Origin of the sequence: Parerythrobacter aestuarii (assembly GCF_030140925.1) — a bacterium.
Lineage (GTDB): Bacteria > Pseudomonadota > Alphaproteobacteria > Sphingomonadales > Sphingomonadaceae > Parerythrobacter > Parerythrobacter aestuarii.
This window is the reverse complement of record NZ_JARBWD010000001.1, coordinates 1,218,636-1,233,057: the sequence shown is the minus strand read 5'-3', so window position 1 is coordinate 1,233,057 and position 14,422 is coordinate 1,218,636. Positions and strand designations below refer to the sequence as shown.

Here is a 14,422-nt window from a genome sequence, read left to right as displayed (position 1 = left end):
CTCATGCGCTCATCAGGGGGGTGAGGAAGCGATCGGCGACCAGCGCGCCGAACAGGGCGAACAGATAGAGGATGCTGAAAGCGAACAGGCGCTTTTCAGGCTTCATCGCGTCGCCTTCGACAGCAGTACGCGTTGCGACCGGGATCGCCAGGACGACAAAGCCCAGCGTCAGCGCGGCGGCCGCAATACCGTAGATCGCGCCGGTACCACCGATCCACCAAGGTGCCACGGCAATCGGCAGCAGCAGGATCGAGTAAAGCAGGATCTGCTGGCGGGTGCTCTTCTCGCCCTTCACCACCGGCATCATCGGGATGCCGACATTGGCATAATCGGTCTTCACGAAGAGCGCGAGCGCCCAAAAATGCGGCGGTGTCCACATGAAGATAATGGCGAACAACAGCACTGGCATGGCGGTTACGTCGCCAGTCACTGCAACCCAGCCGATCATCGGTGGGAAGGCCCCTGCCCCGCCGCCAATGACGATATTCTGCGGCGTGCGCGGCTTGAGCCAGATAGTGTAGATGACGGCATAGTAGATCACAGCCAGAGCGAGGATCGCCGCCGCCAGCCAGTTGATTGCCACACCCATGATGCCAACCGAAGCGGCTGAGAGTGCAATCCCGAAGTCGCGTGCGTCCTCGCGCCGCAACCGACCGGTCGGCAGCGGCCGCTTGGAGGTCCGCTTCATCCCGGCATCGAGATCGGCTTCCCACCACTGATTGAGCGCCGCCGAACCGCCGGCGCCCATGGCGATACACAGGATCGCGGTGAAACCGAGGATCGGGTTGATCGAACCCGGTGCCGCCAGCAGGCCGCAGATTCCGGTGAAGATCACCAGCGTCATCACCCGCGGCTTCGTCAGCGCGAAGAAATCGCGCCAGTCGGCGGGAAGGACAACCTGTTTGGCAGCGACGCTCATGATCGTGGGTCTTGGTTTCTTTCTTGTAAGAGGGGCGCACCATCGCTGGCACGCCCCCTCTTGCTCTTGTTTGTTACCGGCCCGTTCTCGGGCTCAGCAGCTTACGCCTTGGAGGGCAGCTGGTTGTGGTAATCATGGTGGTCTTCGATCACCGGCAGCGTCTCGTACTGGTGGAACGGCGGCGGGCTCGACAGGCTCCATTCGAGCGTCGTTGCGCCTTCACCCCAATAGTTGGCTTCCGCACGGCGCCCGGCGATCAATGCATAGGCCACGTTGACGAGGAACACCACGACCGAGACGGCGACGATCATGTAGCCATAGGATGCGACTTGGTTCCAGTGCGCGAAGGCTTCCGGGAAATCGGGATAGCGACGCGGCATGCCGTTCATGCCCAGGAAGTGCATCGGGAAGAACACCACGTTCACGCCGATGAAGAACAGCCAGAAGTGCACATGGCTGAGGAACTCGCTGTGCCAGCGGCCACTCATCTTCGGGAACCAGTAGTAGAAGCCGGCGAACATCGAGAACACCGCACCCATCGACAGCACGTAGTGGAAGTGCGCCACCACGTAATAGGTGTCGTGCAGGTTGTCATCGACGCCGCCATTGGCAAGCACGACGCCGGTCACACCGCCCACGGTGAACAGGAAGATAAAGCCGAGCGCCCACACCATCGGCGACTTGAACTCCATCGAGCCGCCCCACATGGTGGCGATCCAGCTGAAGATCTTCACGCCGGTCGGCACAGCGATGACCATGGTTGCGGCGGTGAAGTACATCTTCGTGTTCACGTCGAGACCGACGGTATACATGTGGTGCGCCCACACGATGAAGCCGACGACGCCGATCGCGACCATGGCGTAGGCCATGCCGAGGTAGCCGAACACCGGCTTGCGGCTGAAGGTCGCGACGATCTGCGAAATCATGCCGAAGCCCGGCAGGATCATGATGTAGACTTCGGGGTGGCCGAAGAACCAGAACAGGTGCTGGTAAAGGACTGGGTCACCACCGCCAGCCGGGCTGAAGAAGGTCGTGCCGAAGTTACGGTCGGTCAGCAGCATGGTGATGGCCGCAGCCAGCACCGGCAGCGCCAGCAGCAGCAGGAAGGCGGTGACGAGGATCGACCACACGAACAGCGGCATCTTGTGCAGGGTCATGCCCGGCGCGCGCATGTTGAAGATTGTGGTGATGAAGTTCGTCGCACCAAGGATCGAGCCCGCACCGGCAAGGTGGAGCGAGAAGATCGCGAAGTCGACCGCCGGCCCGACCGAACCGGTCGTCGACAGAGGAGCGTACACGGTCCAGCCAACACCGGCGCCAAGTCCGGTGCCACCCGGCACGAAAAGCGAGAGGCAGAGGCTGAAGAAGCCCGCGACGGTCAGCCAGAACGAGATGTTATTCATGCGCGGGAACGCCATGTCCGGCGCGCCGATCATCAGCGGCACGAACCAGTTACCGAACCCGCCGATCATCGCCGGCATGACCATGAAGAAGACCATAATCAGACCGTGCGCAGTGATGAACACGTTCCACATGTGGTAATTGGTGTCGAGGCTGGCCTCTCCACCGAAGAACTCTACCCACCAGCCCAGATACTGGATGCCCGGTGCGGCGAGTTCAGCGCGCATGACGCCCGACATCGCACCGCCGACGAGACCCGCGATAATCGCGAAGATCAGGTAAAGGGTGCCGATATCCTTGTGGTTGGTCGACATGAACCAGCGAGCGAAAAAGCTCGGCTTGTGATCCGCATCATGTGCGTGATCGTCATGGTGGGTGTCAAAGCCTTCAGCGGTGGTAGCCATGGTATCTGGTCTCTACTTTCGCGACTATTCGTGTGTTCGTACGTTTATTCGGCGGCCGCTTCAGCTGGCTCGGCAGCTTCGGCACCCGCTTCGTCACCGGTCTCAGCGGCGTCGGCAGCGGATTCTGCATCTTCAGCGGCAGCTTCATCGCCCATGGAGCCGCCCTTGGAAGCGACCCATGCACGGAACTGTTCCATCGGGACTGCTTCGACTGCGATCGGCATGAAACCGTGACGCGCGCCGCACAGCTCTGAACACTGGCCGTAATAGATGCCAGGTTCGTCGATGGTCAGCAGCTTCTCGTTAATTCGACCGGGCACTGCATCGTTCTTGAACCACAGGCTTGGCAGGGCGAACGAGTGGATCACGTCGGCCGCGGTGGTCTGGATGCGCAGCGGAACACCGACCGGCACGACCATGCGATTGTCGACCGCCAGCTGGCCTGGCAAACCTTTCGCCTTGGCTTCGTCTTCCGGCAGCATGTTGGAGATGACTTCGAAGCCGCCCTGGTCGGGATAGCTGTAGCCCCAATACCACTGGTAGCCGGTCGCCTTGATCGTGATCGCGTCTTCCGGCGGGGTCTCATACTGGTTCGCCAACAGGCGAATCGAAGGAACCGCGATGACGAGAAGGATAAGGATCGGGATGACCGTCCACACCACTTCGATGAGCGTGTTGTGCGTGGTCTTCGAAGGCTGCGGGTTCGCCCCCTTGCGATAGCGAGCCATCACATAAAGCAGCAGGAACAGCACGAACAGGCTGATAATGGTGATCACCGGCATGAGGACAACATCGTGCATCCACAGCGCTTCGCGACCAATGTCGTTGTACTGATCCTGGAACGTCATGCTGGCAAGCGCATCGTCTTCGTAGGACGTCGGCTGGCCCTTGATCATTTCAGGCCCAAGCGGGGTGTAGCCCGAGGCTTCTGAAGCGGCAGCATCGGCGCTGGCATCGACTGCTTCGGCAGCCGGAGCCGCTTCGTCAGCCGGCGCAGCCATCACGGCCTGAGCGCCCAGCGCGAGGACCAGCGCGGCAAACAGCAGCGCCATCGAACGGGTGGTTTCACGGAGCCAGTTGGCAGAGATCATCTTTCTGACGCTTCCCATGTTGCATTCTGGAGCCACCGATTTGGCAGCCGAAATCAGCCCGGTGGCGGGCAGTTGCGGCGCGCTATACGCGCGCTTGCCGTCAGTCACAAGCGTCCCTAGGGAGAAAAATACACAAGCACGGTTCGCCTCCATGCAACCGAGCATAAGGCTAACCCATCCAGCAGGGAAATACCGCATTTCTGCCATGACCGACGAAGAAGTCCTGTCCGAATTCCGCAGCTGCGAGGCCCTGCTCGAAGGGCATTTCAAGCTCTCCTCCGGTCGCCACAGCGGCTACTACCTGCAGTGCGCCCGCGTGCTGATGAATGCCGAACGCGCCGGGCGACTCGCACTTGCGCTGGCACAGAAGCTGCCGCGCGACCTTCGTAGCGAGATCGATGTTGTGGTTTCCCCGGCCATGGGCGGGCTCATCATCGGGCATGAAATGGGCCGCGCGCTAGGCAAGGACGCAATCTTTCTCGAGCGACCTGAAGGCACGTTCCACCTGCGGCGCGGATTTCGGCTCGAACCGGGTGCGAAGGTGCTGATGGTCGAAGATGTCGTCACAACCGGCCTTTCCAGTCGCGAGGCGATCGAAGCGGTGAAGGCGGAAGGCGGCGATGTGCTGGCCGAAGTCTCACTCGTCGACCGTTCCGGCGGCGAGGCGGACCTTGGCGTGCCTTTCTATCCGCTGGTTGCCATCAACTTCCCGACCTATGCCGAAGATGAAGTGCCAGAGGAGCTTGCCGCCATCCCCGTGACCAAGCCGGGCAGCCGCGCCGCGTGAGCAGCCCTCTCCGCCTCGGCGTCAATATCGATCACGTTGCGACGATCCGCAATGCGCGTGGCGGTGACCATCCCGATCCCGTGCGGGCGGCGGAAATCGTCGCAGCAGTCGGCGGCGATGGCATCACCGCGCATCTGCGCGAAGACCGCCGGCATATCCGCGATGAAGACCTCGCCCGCATCCAGGCGGCCACCAGCCTGCCCCTCAATCTCGAGATGGCAGCAACCGAGGAAATGCTGGAGATCGCCCTGCGCCACAAGCCGCATGCCGCCTGCATCGTTCCTGAGAAGCGGGAAGAACGCACAACCGAGGGCGGCCTCGATGCAGCGGGGATGGACAACACGCTGGCCCCGATCATCACCAGGATGACAGATGCCGGCATCCGTGTGAGCTTGTTCATCGAGGCTGAGGAACGCCAGCTCGATGCCGCCCTTCGTCTCGGTGCGCCGGTGGTCGAATTCCACACCGGCGAGTATGCCCATGCCCATCTCGACGGCGATCGCGACAAGACAGCGCGCGAACTGAAACGCATCGCCGACATGGCCGCGCTCGCCGCCAAGAACGGCATCGAGCCGCATGCCGGGCACGGCCTCACCTATGAGAATGTCCAGCCGATCGCTGCGATCCCGCAGCTGGCAGAGCTCAACATCGGGCACTACCTGGTTGGTGAAGCGGTGTTCGTGGGGCTGGAGACCGCAGTGCGCACGATGCGCGAACTGATGGATGAGGCGCGGTGAGGAGAACAGCGTGATCATCGGCCTCGGCTCCGACCTGTGCAATATCGAGCGTATCCAGAACTCGCTCGACCGCTTCGGCGAGCGGTTCGAGCATCGCGTCTTCACCGAGATCGAACGCGCCAAGGCGCGGCGTCGGCCGTTCACCATCGCCGGCACCTATGCCAAGCGCTTTGCTGCCAAGGAGGCCTTCAGTAAAGCCGTCGGCACGGGTTTCCGGCGCGGAGTGTTCATGAAGGATATCGGCGTGGTCAACGCCCGCTCCGGTGCGCCGACGCTGGCGCTCACCGGCGGCGCGGCAATTCGGCTTGCGGAACTGCTGCCGGATGGCCATGAGGCCAGCATTCATCTTACCCTCACCGACGATCACCCATGGGCGCAGGCCTTCGTGATCATCGAGGCACATCGCAAATGACAACGAACCCCCAGGCAAACGTGACCGACACCGACGTAAAGACAACCGACGAGACCGAAGAGAAGGTCAACTGGATCGCGGAAATTCGCGGCCTTGCGCTGATGCTGCTGGCGGTGCTCGCCTTCCACAGCTTCGTTGCCAAGCCGTTCTATATCCCGTCGCAGTCGATGATGCCCAACCTGTTGGTCGGTGACCGGCTGGTGGTGACCAAGTATCCCTATGGCTACAACTGGTCCTCGGTCAGCTTTCACCTGCTGCCCCGGAGCGACTGGCGTGTATTCGGGTCGACGCCGGAATACGGCGATATCGTGATCCCCGTGCATCCCGAACGCAGCGAAGACTACATCAAGCGTGTGGTCGGCCTGCCGGGCGACACATTCGAAGTGCGCAATGGCCAGATCATCCTCAACGGTACGCCGGTGCCGCAGACCATGGAGCCTTCGCTCGACCTGCCGTTCGACCTGAACAACCTGTGCGACGAGGCCGAGTTCGAAGTGACAACCAGTGACAAGGGCGAGGAAGTTTGCCGGGTACCGACCCTGCGCGAGACCATGCCCAATGGTGTTTCGTACCTCGTAATCGATTCGCCGGATGTACGAGGGCTCGAGAATTTCGGCCCGCTCCCGATTCCGGACGACGCTGTCTTCGTCATGGGCGACAATCGCGACCATTCGGCCGACAGCCGAGCCCCGCTGCAAGAAAAGGGCGGCGGTCTTGGCGGACCGGTCCCGCTCAGCAATATCGGCGGACGGGCGGAGTTTATCACTTTCTCGCTTGATGGGACCGCCAACTGGAATCCCTTTAGCTGGTGGAGCGCCCTGCGTGACGGTCGGTCATGGTCGACATTGAGGCCGACGAAGATCGCATCCGGGAAACCCACCACCGAGGCCGAATGAGCGAGCCAGCGCCGCCCCCACCGGAGGATAGCGAAGAGGCCACCGATCTGGGTGCCAGCCCTTCCTATATCGACAGTCCGGTGCTGCGGCAGGAAGCCTACAAGGCCATGGTATGGGTCGGCGTCGTCGGCCTGGCCGTTCTGGTGGTCTATATCTCGCAATCGCTGCTGGTGATCTTTGGCGGACTTGTCTTTGCGGCCATGATCGACGGGGGTGCCAGGTTGATTGGCAAGTTCCTGCCCATCGCCCGCACGATTCGTATCCTGATTGTGCTGGTAGCAACGGTCGCATTCTTTATCTGGCTGACGGGATATGCTGGCGACCAGATCGCACGGCAGGCCGCTGCCTTGCCCACCATCGTCCGGGGTCAGGCCGAGCAGGTGTTTGAATGGGCACGCGCCAACGGGCTTGGTGTCGAAGTTGCGGACATGCAGTCGATTGTCAGCCAGGTCATGACCGGTGTCGGCACCCTGACGCGCGCCCTGACAGGTTTGGCTGGCGGGCTGACCTCCTTCGTGCTCATCGTGATCATCGGCCTGTATGTTGCGCTGGAGCCCAATCTTTACGAACGCGGCGTGGAATGGATGGCACCCCGACATCAGCGCAACGACCTTCATATCACGCTCAACCGCATGGCCCAGACCTTGCGCAGGCTGATGGCTGGCCGCATGGTCGGGATGCTGTTCGAAGGCGTGTTTACCTATCTATTGCTGACCTTTGGCGCTCAATTGGTTGGCGTTGGCACTGTCCCGATGGCAGCACTGCTAGCGATCCTCACCGGCCTGCTCGCCTTCGTCCCCAACATCGGTGCCATCATATCGGGGCTCCTGATGGTCACCGTGGGCTTCTCGGGCGGGACCGACATGGGACTCTACACCGTCTTCGTCTATTTCTTTGTCCAGAATTTCGACGGCTATGTCGTCATCCCGATGATCGCCAGGAAGACCGTCGACCTCGCTCCGGCGCTGGTGCTGGGATTCCAGCTGATCATGGGGTTGCTGTTCGGTATCCTCGGGCTGTTCCTGGCCGATCCGCTGATGGCCATGATCAAGGTTGCTTTGGAGCGCCGCTCCGAGCGCAATGCCGAACTGCAAGAGGCAGCACGCCGGGCGAAGCTCGTACAGGAAGGAAGCAATGGCTCGTAAGTTCCTCTACTTCATTGCAATCATCGCTGTGATCGTGATTGGTGCCGGGTTTGCGCTGAGCATCTGGTCGCGCGAACTGACGGCAATCGCGCTGGTCCCTACAACGGAATTCGTGGAGCAGGATGCACTCGCAGACAACGCCTACCAAGATCCACAGATGTGGTTCTCGCGCCCGGGTATTGGCACCAGCGACCCTGCGCGCTGGCAGCCGGCCATGCGCGGCGAAGGACGCAGTATCCCGGCCCCGGCGGAGCAATCTCCACCGGCCTTTGCAGTCTTTTTCGTCCATCCGACCAGCTATATGGACCGGGCCAGCTGGAACGCAGCGCTCGACAACGTGGAAGCCAACAATCGTGCCCGCCTTTATGTCCGGGGCCTGGCCAGTCCGTTCAACCAGGCCGATGAAATCTGGGCGCCCCGCTATCGACAAGCAACGGTCGGAGCTTTCCTGACCGATGCCCCGGAAGCAAAGCAGGCGCTCGACGCCGCCTATGCCGATGTCGCGCAGGCCTTCGCCTATTTCCGCGATACGGTCGACGACGATACACCCATCGTGCTGGCCGGGCACAGCCAGGGCGCGCTGCACCTGCTGCGGCTGCTGCGCGAACAGGTCGCCGGGCAACCCGTCGCTGATCGCGTATCGGCGGTCTACGTCATTGGCTGGCCCATTTCGGTTGAGCACGATTTGCCCGCCCTTCCATTCCCCGCCTGTGCCACTGCCGACCAGCCGGCCTGCATCATGAGCTGGTCCACCTATGCCGAACCAGCCGATCCCAGCGACCTGCTGGAGACCTACGCCAATTCGATCGGCTTCGACGGAAAGCCACGCGGTGAAAGCTCACTGCTGTGCTCCAATCCGCTGACAGGGGGCATCGGCGGCGATGCCCCGCGCGAGCGCAACCTGGGTACGCTGGTGCCGGAAAACGATCTCGACGGCGGAGAGCTTGTCCCGCAAGCCGTTCCGGCCCGTTGCGATGAGCGCGGCCTCCTGCTGATCGGCGAGCCTCCCGAGCTGGGCAACTACGTACTGCCCGGCAATAACTATCACGTATACGACATCCCGTTGTTCTGGCGGAACCTGCAGGCCGATGTCGCTGCCCGGGTCGAGGCATGGCAGAAACAGCCCGCCTCGTAACCGAAAACACGCTAGAATTTGGCGACCTGCTACCTGATGGCGGAGCGTTGCTGGCGCTGGATCTCGGCACCAAAACCATCGGTACGGCCACCGCCGATGCGGGCTGGCGCTTTGCCACGGCGGGGACAACCATTTCGCGGGGACGCTTCGGAAAAGACAAGGCCAAGCTGGAGGAGCTGGTCACCGCCCGCACGATCAAGGGCCTCGTCCTGGGCCTGCCGCGCAACATGGACGGCAGCGAAGGTCCGCGGGCACAGGCCAGTCGCGCCTATGCCCGCAATCTTGCTGAGGCCTTCACCCTGCCGGTGCTGCTGTGGGACGAGCGCTGGTCTACCCAAAGCGCCGAAGCAGCGATGATCGGGCAGGACATGAGCCGCGCCAAGCGCGCCGAACGGATCGACAGCCACGCCGCAGCGGTGTTCCTGCAGGCCGCGCTCGACGCGCTGAGTGGTGGGGGATTGTAACCCCTCGCCAACTGCGCCAAGGCCGCTGACATGGCTTCTTCATTCGATCCCGCCCAAGCCGCAGCCTTCGTGCTGAAACACGGCCATTCCGGCTGGCTGGGCATGAAGTTTTGCGGCAGCGGCGACGATTGGGCCGAGCTCGAACTACCGTGGCGCGAAGATCTCGTCGGCGAAAGCGATCGCCCGGTGCTCGCCTCAGGTCCGATCATCAGCCTGATGGATATGGCGAGCGGCCTGTCAATCTGGACGAAGATGAAGCACTTCCAGGCTGTCGCCACGCTTGACCTGCGCGTCGATTACCAGCGCCCGGCCCGCGAGCGGCACAATGTGATTGGCCGCGCCGAGTGCTATCGCTTGACCAAGTCTGCCGCCTTCGTGCGCGGGATCGCGCATGATGGTGATCCAGACGATCCGGTAGCGCATATGGCCGGTGTCTTCATGTCTCTCCCCGGGGTCTCGCGCGATGGCAAGTGAACTAACCCCCTATGCCCGCTCGCTGGGTATTTCGACGCGGGAGATGGAGGATGGCGTCCCGGTCCTGCAACTCGGTGGCGATCCGATCATCGAAGGGCGGCCCGGCGTCTATCACGGCGGGGCGATCAGCGGTCTATTGGAAACAGCGGGCTATGCCGCGCTGCGACTGGCGCTGGAACAGGCAGGGCGCGACGCGCGGCTCAAGCCGATCAACATCACTGTCCAGTTCCTCGCTCCGGCGAAGGCCGCACCGCTGTTCGCCAAAGCACGGATAACCAAGCTGGGGCGGCGCAACGCCAATATCGAAGTCGAATGCTGGCAAGAGGATCGCAGCCGCCCGCGCGCGACCGCGATCATGAACGTACTCTTGGCGGAACCGGAGGGCTAACGCTCAGCGGGCTGGACGTCGATCCCGTCACCATCGACGCGGATATCGAGCGGCACGCCTTCGATCTCGGCGTCTATGTTGAGCCCGCCATCCTCGATCCGGACATTGTCGCCGAGCGGGATTTCTTCCGGTTCGATCACGTCCAAAGGCTCGACCGGGCCCGACGGATTCGGACGGGGGCGATCGCGGGTCGGAGCCACGCCTTGTGCCTGCCGCATGAAATCACGCCAGATTCGCGCCGGTAGTCCGCCGCCATAAACACCGTCGAGCGGGGTGTTGTCGTCATTGCCGATCCATACCCCGACAACCAGGTCTCCAGCGTACCCCACGAACAGAGCATCGCGATTGCCCTGGCTGGTGCCGGTCTTGCCGTAGTTGGGGATCGACAACATCGCCGCACGCCCTGTCCCTGCGTTGACCGCGCGCCGCAACATCTGTTCAATGTCCTCATGGACCCGGCTGGAATAGCTGCCAGGCCCATTCCAGAACCAATCCCACCAGCCCTGTTCGACCACCGGCAGTGGCGTGGGCCGGACAGGATAAGCATTGGCCGCAATACCCGCATAGGCCGAGGTCAGCTCCAGCAGCGACATGGTGGCAGTGCCCAGTGCGACACTGGGATCACCCGGCGTGAGCCCGGCTGTCACGCCCAGTTCGCGCGCGGTCGCAATCACGGCCTCATCGCCGACGGACTGGTAGAGCCGAACAGCAGCCACATTGCTGGAGCGCGCAAAGGCTTCCTCCAGCGTCAGCGTATCGGAGTAATTCCCCGCTGCATTGCGTGGGCGATAGCTGCCCTGGGTGATTTCGGTATTGTCGACCGCGTCATCTGGCGTCGCCCCGGCCTTGAGCGCAGCGAGATAGACGAAGGTCTTGAAGGTCGAGCCCGGCTGCCGCTGCGCCTGTGTGGCGCGGTTAAACGGGCTCGCAGCATAGTCCTTGCCGCCGACCATAGCGACCACTTCGCCATTGGGCCGCATCGCCACCAATGCCGCCTGCGCTCCGCCGAGGTTGGCGCGGCGGATAATCCCGCTGGCGATGCCTTGCAGCCGCGCGTCGAGCGTGGTGGTGATGGTCTGCGCTTCGTAACCGGTTTCGGTGTTGCGGCGCAGGATTGGCAGCGCCCAGTCGGCGAAATAGGTCCCTGTTGGCAGGTCGTTCCTGGTCCGTACATCAAGGCTGGGCGAAGGCAGGTCGGCTTCACTTTCCGTCAGGTAGCCTGCCGCCACCATCGATCCAAGCACCAGTCGCATCCGCTTTTCGGCGCGTTCATAATGCTTTGTCGGCCGGAGTGCAGATGGTGCCTGAACCAGGCCAGCGAGCATCGCCGCTTGCTCGACCTTCAGATTTTCCGGCTGGCGGTAGAAATAGTGCAGGCTGGCGGCGCGGAGGCCGTAGACGTTGTCACCGAAATAGGCGTTGGAGAGATAGCGCTCGAGGATCTCGTCCTTGGTCAGCCAGGTCTCCAGCCAGAACGCAATCAACGCTTCGCGCGCCTTGCGCGTCAGCGTGCGTTCGGAGCTGAGGAAAGTGAACTTCGCCAGCTGCTGGGTGATGGTGCTACCGCCGCCATGGCCGGTCCACACCGCCCGCGCAATCCCGCGCGGATCGATCCCCCAGTGGGAGTAGAAACGGCGATCTTCGATGGCGAGGAACGCCTCGGCCACATGCGGGGGCAGCTTCTCGATCTCGACCGGCGCATCCGTAATCGCCCCGTTGCGGGCAATCGGCGTGCCATCGGCGGCGAGAATAGTCATCTGCGGCGGGACGACCGGCTCGAGCGATTTCGACAGTGGAGTCGTCAGTGCCAGCCAGGCCACCAGCATAATGAACAGCAGCAGCATGGCCGCGATGATCCGCGCTGCCCACCAGCGTTTGCGCCGCCCCTGCCAGTAGCGGCGCTGCCACCACTTCTCCCGCTTGCGCTGTTCGAATTCGACCGCGCCATCGACACGGGCCAGGCGATCGTCCCACTGGTCGTAATCCGGCTGCGGCGTGCCCGAGCGGTAGTAGGGCGTGGACGCATCTTCCTCACCCGATTGCGCGAAGAATCCGGCGTAGGCACCTTCGGGCTTGCCCGAATTGCGACGCCAAAGTGTCAACTTGCGGAACCAGGGGGAGTTCATCTGACTGTGTTAGCAGGCTAACACGGCAATGGCGAGGTCAAACCTCAATAGCCGAACGAGACCTTGGTTGTCCGCGGGATGACTGCATATTCACCCTCGCGGGCCTGACCCGACCAGCTCAGCTTGGCGTTATTTCCCTTCTTGTCCGCTTCAAGCAGGCGCACGCCGATCCCGAACGCATTGAGCGTGGCTGGCAGGCCGTCCTTGTGCTGGAAGGTCGGCATTTGCCGGGTGTAGAACCGCCCGCTGACCATGGTGTCGAATTGCCGGGCAGCACCCAGCTGGATGATATTGAGCGCCAGGCTGCTGCGCTTGTTGCCGACCGACACGAGTGTCAGAGTGACCTTGTCTTCGTCGCCGGGAATGACTTCGGCTGTCGTCAGCTTGAAACCTACCGGCTCGATGGGTTCGGCAGGGATCTCCTCCTTGCCTTCGCCCAGGACCAGAGCCCGGTCCACCTTGCCATCGTTGTCGGTATCCTCGACGCAGCGCTGGGCATCGCTCAGGCTATCGCGGAGGTCGTCGACCAGCTTGGCGATGAAACCGATCCCTTCGCGTTTGAACACCACCTTGCTGCGCGTGCACAGGAGAATCCGGCCGGCTGCTCCGCTACCCGGCACGGGAACCATCACTTGCGGCAGGACCTCGCCTGCCTTGAGCACGACCTCTTCCCCGGCAGCAATGACAGTTACGTCCTGCTCCAGCTTGCCGGCGAATGCCCAGCGCAGCGGCACGTCCACGATGATTTCACCTTCGGTCACCAGCCGTTCGCCTGCCTCGACATCGGCAGGCATGAAAATGACCGGTGATTCGATCCACTTCGGCGTGTCTTCAGCAGAAGCAGGAACCGTCGGTGCCGCGAGCACCGCCAGCGACAGCAAGATTTTACGCATGTGACCCATTTCCAAGCATGTACAATCCGGCAGGCTGGATAATCCAGCCGGACAAGAACTCCAACCGTTTTGGTCTTATCAGCCTGGCTTAACCACACTCTCGGGCAAGTCTTCGCCAAATACTCGCTGATAGTATTCTGCCACCAGCATGCGCTCGGCCTCATCGCATTTGTTGAGGAAGCTGAGACGGAAAGCAAGACCGACGTTGTTGAAGATCGCTGCGTTCTGGGCCCAGGTGATCACGGTGCGTGGGCTCATGACGGTCGATATGTCGCCATTGATGAATCCCTGTCGCGTCAGGTCGGCGACCTTGATCATGTCTGCGATGACCTTTGGATCGGTGTCGGGGTTCTTCGCGCTGACGATTTCCTGTTCAGTCTCCGCCGGCAGGTAGTTGAGGCCAACCACGATGTTCCAGCGGTCCATCTGGCCCTGGTTGATCTGCTGCGTGCCGTGATAGAGGCCCGAGGTGTCGCCCAGGCCCACGGTGTTGGCCGTGGCAAAAAGGCGGAAGTTCGGATCCGGGCGGATCACGCGGTTCTGGTCGAGCAAGGTCAGCTTGCCTTCGGTTTCCAGCACGCGCTGGATTACGAACATCACATCCGGCCGGCCAGCGTCATATTCGTCGAACACCAGTGCAACCGGGTGCTGCAGCGCCCACGGCAGCAGGCCTTCGCGGAATTCCGTCACCTGCAACCCGTCGCGCAGCACGATCGCATCTCGCCCGACAAGGTCGATACGGCTGATATGCGCGTCGAGGTTGATGCGGATACACGGCCATTTGAGGCGGGCGGCGACCTGCTCGATATGGGTCGACTTGCCCGTGCCGTGATAGCCCTGCACCATCACCCGGCGGTTGTGGGCAAAGCCGGCCAGGATCGCCAGCGTCGTGTCCGGATCGAAAACGTAATTCTCGTCGAGATCGGGTACGCGCTCGTCGGCCTGCGAGAAGGCGGGAACTTCCCAATCGACGTCGATGCCGAAAGTCTCGCGCACGTTGACGGTGGTGTCAGGTGCAGAGAGCGTGGTCTTGGCGTTGGGTTCGAAGGTCTTGTCGGTCATGTCATTCATCTCGCGGGCGGGACTAGACGCGCATGCGCATGCGCGCAAGCGAGGACACGCCAACATTTTCATTAGCGGCGGTGACACT

The 14,422-nt window shown here is 62.3% G+C and carries 15 protein-coding genes; 9 read left to right on the top strand and 6 right to left on the bottom strand.

Annotation, left to right across the window (positions count from 1 at the left end; all coding sequences use genetic code 11):
- Nucleotide 1: 1 nt before the first annotated feature.
- From QPW08_RS06030 to coxB, 3 genes are all read right to left on the bottom strand, one after another.
- Nucleotides 2–919, bottom strand: coding sequence for a heme o synthase (locus QPW08_RS06030; RefSeq protein ID WP_284124830.1), 918 nt, complete (start codon nucleotides 917–919; stop codon nucleotides 2–4).
- 101 nt (nucleotides 920–1,020) lie between these two features.
- Complete coding sequence (gene ctaD / locus QPW08_RS06025) at nucleotides 1,021–2,724, bottom strand: cytochrome c oxidase subunit I (RefSeq protein ID WP_284124829.1); 1,704 nt, start codon at nucleotides 2,722–2,724, stop codon at nucleotides 1,021–1,023.
- Between the two features lie 44 nt (nucleotides 2,725–2,768).
- Complete coding sequence (gene coxB / locus QPW08_RS06020) at nucleotides 2,769–3,833, bottom strand: cytochrome c oxidase subunit II (RefSeq protein WP_284124828.1); 1,065 nt, start codon at nucleotides 3,831–3,833, stop codon at nucleotides 2,769–2,771.
- A 187-nt stretch (nucleotides 3,834–4,020) separates the two neighbouring features.
- Between coxB and pyrE the strand changes: the two genes are divergently transcribed.
- The 9 genes from pyrE to QPW08_RS05975 are packed head-to-tail and all read left to right on the top strand — an operon-like array spanning nucleotide 4,021 to nucleotide 10,253.
- Nucleotides 4,021–4,602 carry an orotate phosphoribosyltransferase gene (pyrE, locus tag QPW08_RS06015; protein ID WP_284124827.1) on the top strand — a complete coding sequence of 194 codons (582 nt, stop codon included), beginning with the start codon at nucleotides 4,021–4,023 and terminating at the stop codon, nucleotides 4,600–4,602.
- Nucleotides 4,599–5,339 (top strand): pyridoxine 5'-phosphate synthase, encoded by a 741-nt coding sequence (locus tag QPW08_RS06010; RefSeq protein WP_284124826.1) that lies wholly within the window; start codon nucleotides 4,599–4,601, stop codon nucleotides 5,337–5,339. The genes pyrE and QPW08_RS06010 overlap by 4 nt, the downstream gene beginning before the upstream one ends.
- Nucleotides 5,340–5,349: 10 nt before the next feature.
- Entirely contained in the window at nucleotides 5,350–5,751 is a 402-nt protein-coding gene (acpS, locus tag QPW08_RS06005) for a holo-ACP synthase (RefSeq protein WP_284124825.1), read from the top strand.
- Entirely contained in the window at nucleotides 5,748–6,647 is a 900-nt protein-coding gene (gene lepB, locus QPW08_RS06000; protein WP_284124824.1) for a signal peptidase I, read from the top strand. Before acpS ends, lepB begins: the two co-directional genes overlap by 4 nt.
- Nucleotides 6,587–7,792 carry an AI-2E family transporter gene (locus QPW08_RS05995; protein ID WP_326521300.1) on the top strand — a complete coding sequence of 402 codons (1,206 nt, stop codon included), beginning with the start codon at nucleotides 6,587–6,589 and terminating at the stop codon, nucleotides 7,790–7,792. Before lepB ends, QPW08_RS05995 begins: the two co-directional genes overlap by 61 nt.
- Nucleotides 7,782–8,927, top strand: coding sequence for a DUF3089 domain-containing protein (locus tag QPW08_RS05990; RefSeq protein ID WP_284124823.1), 1,146 nt, complete (start codon nucleotides 7,782–7,784; stop codon nucleotides 8,925–8,927). Before QPW08_RS05995 ends, QPW08_RS05990 begins: the two co-directional genes overlap by 11 nt.
- A complete protein-coding gene (gene ruvX, locus QPW08_RS05985; RefSeq protein ID WP_284124822.1) occupies nucleotides 8,903–9,391 on the top strand; it encodes a Holliday junction resolvase RuvX in 489 nt (162 codons plus the stop codon). The genes QPW08_RS05990 and ruvX overlap by 25 nt, the downstream gene beginning before the upstream one ends.
- A gap of 30 nt (nucleotides 9,392–9,421) precedes the next feature.
- Entirely contained in the window at nucleotides 9,422–9,865 is a 444-nt protein-coding gene (locus tag QPW08_RS05980; RefSeq protein WP_284124821.1) for a PaaI family thioesterase, read from the top strand.
- Nucleotides 9,855–10,253 carry a PaaI family thioesterase gene (locus QPW08_RS05975; protein WP_284124820.1) on the top strand — a complete coding sequence of 133 codons (399 nt, stop codon included), beginning with the start codon at nucleotides 9,855–9,857 and terminating at the stop codon, nucleotides 10,251–10,253. Before QPW08_RS05980 ends, QPW08_RS05975 begins: the two co-directional genes overlap by 11 nt.
- Here QPW08_RS05975 and QPW08_RS05970 read toward each other — a convergent pair.
- The 3 genes from QPW08_RS05970 to cobS form a co-directional block, all read right to left on the bottom strand.
- Complete coding sequence (locus QPW08_RS05970; RefSeq protein WP_284124819.1) at nucleotides 10,250–12,379, bottom strand: transglycosylase domain-containing protein; 2,130 nt, start codon at nucleotides 12,377–12,379, stop codon at nucleotides 10,250–10,252. The two genes, QPW08_RS05975 and QPW08_RS05970, sit on opposite strands and share 4 nt — an antisense overlap.
- 44 nt (nucleotides 12,380–12,423) lie before the next feature.
- On the bottom strand, nucleotides 12,424–13,272 hold the full coding sequence (locus tag QPW08_RS05965) for a hypothetical protein (protein WP_284124818.1): 849 nt from the start codon (nucleotides 13,270–13,272) through the stop codon (nucleotides 12,424–12,426).
- Between the two features lie 78 nt (nucleotides 13,273–13,350).
- The gene (cobS, locus tag QPW08_RS05960; RefSeq protein WP_284124817.1) at nucleotides 13,351–14,343 is read right to left on the bottom strand and encodes a cobaltochelatase subunit CobS; all 993 of its coding nucleotides are present in this window, start codon (nucleotides 14,341–14,343) and stop codon (nucleotides 13,351–13,353) included.
- Between the last annotated feature and the right edge of the window lie 79 nt (nucleotides 14,344–14,422).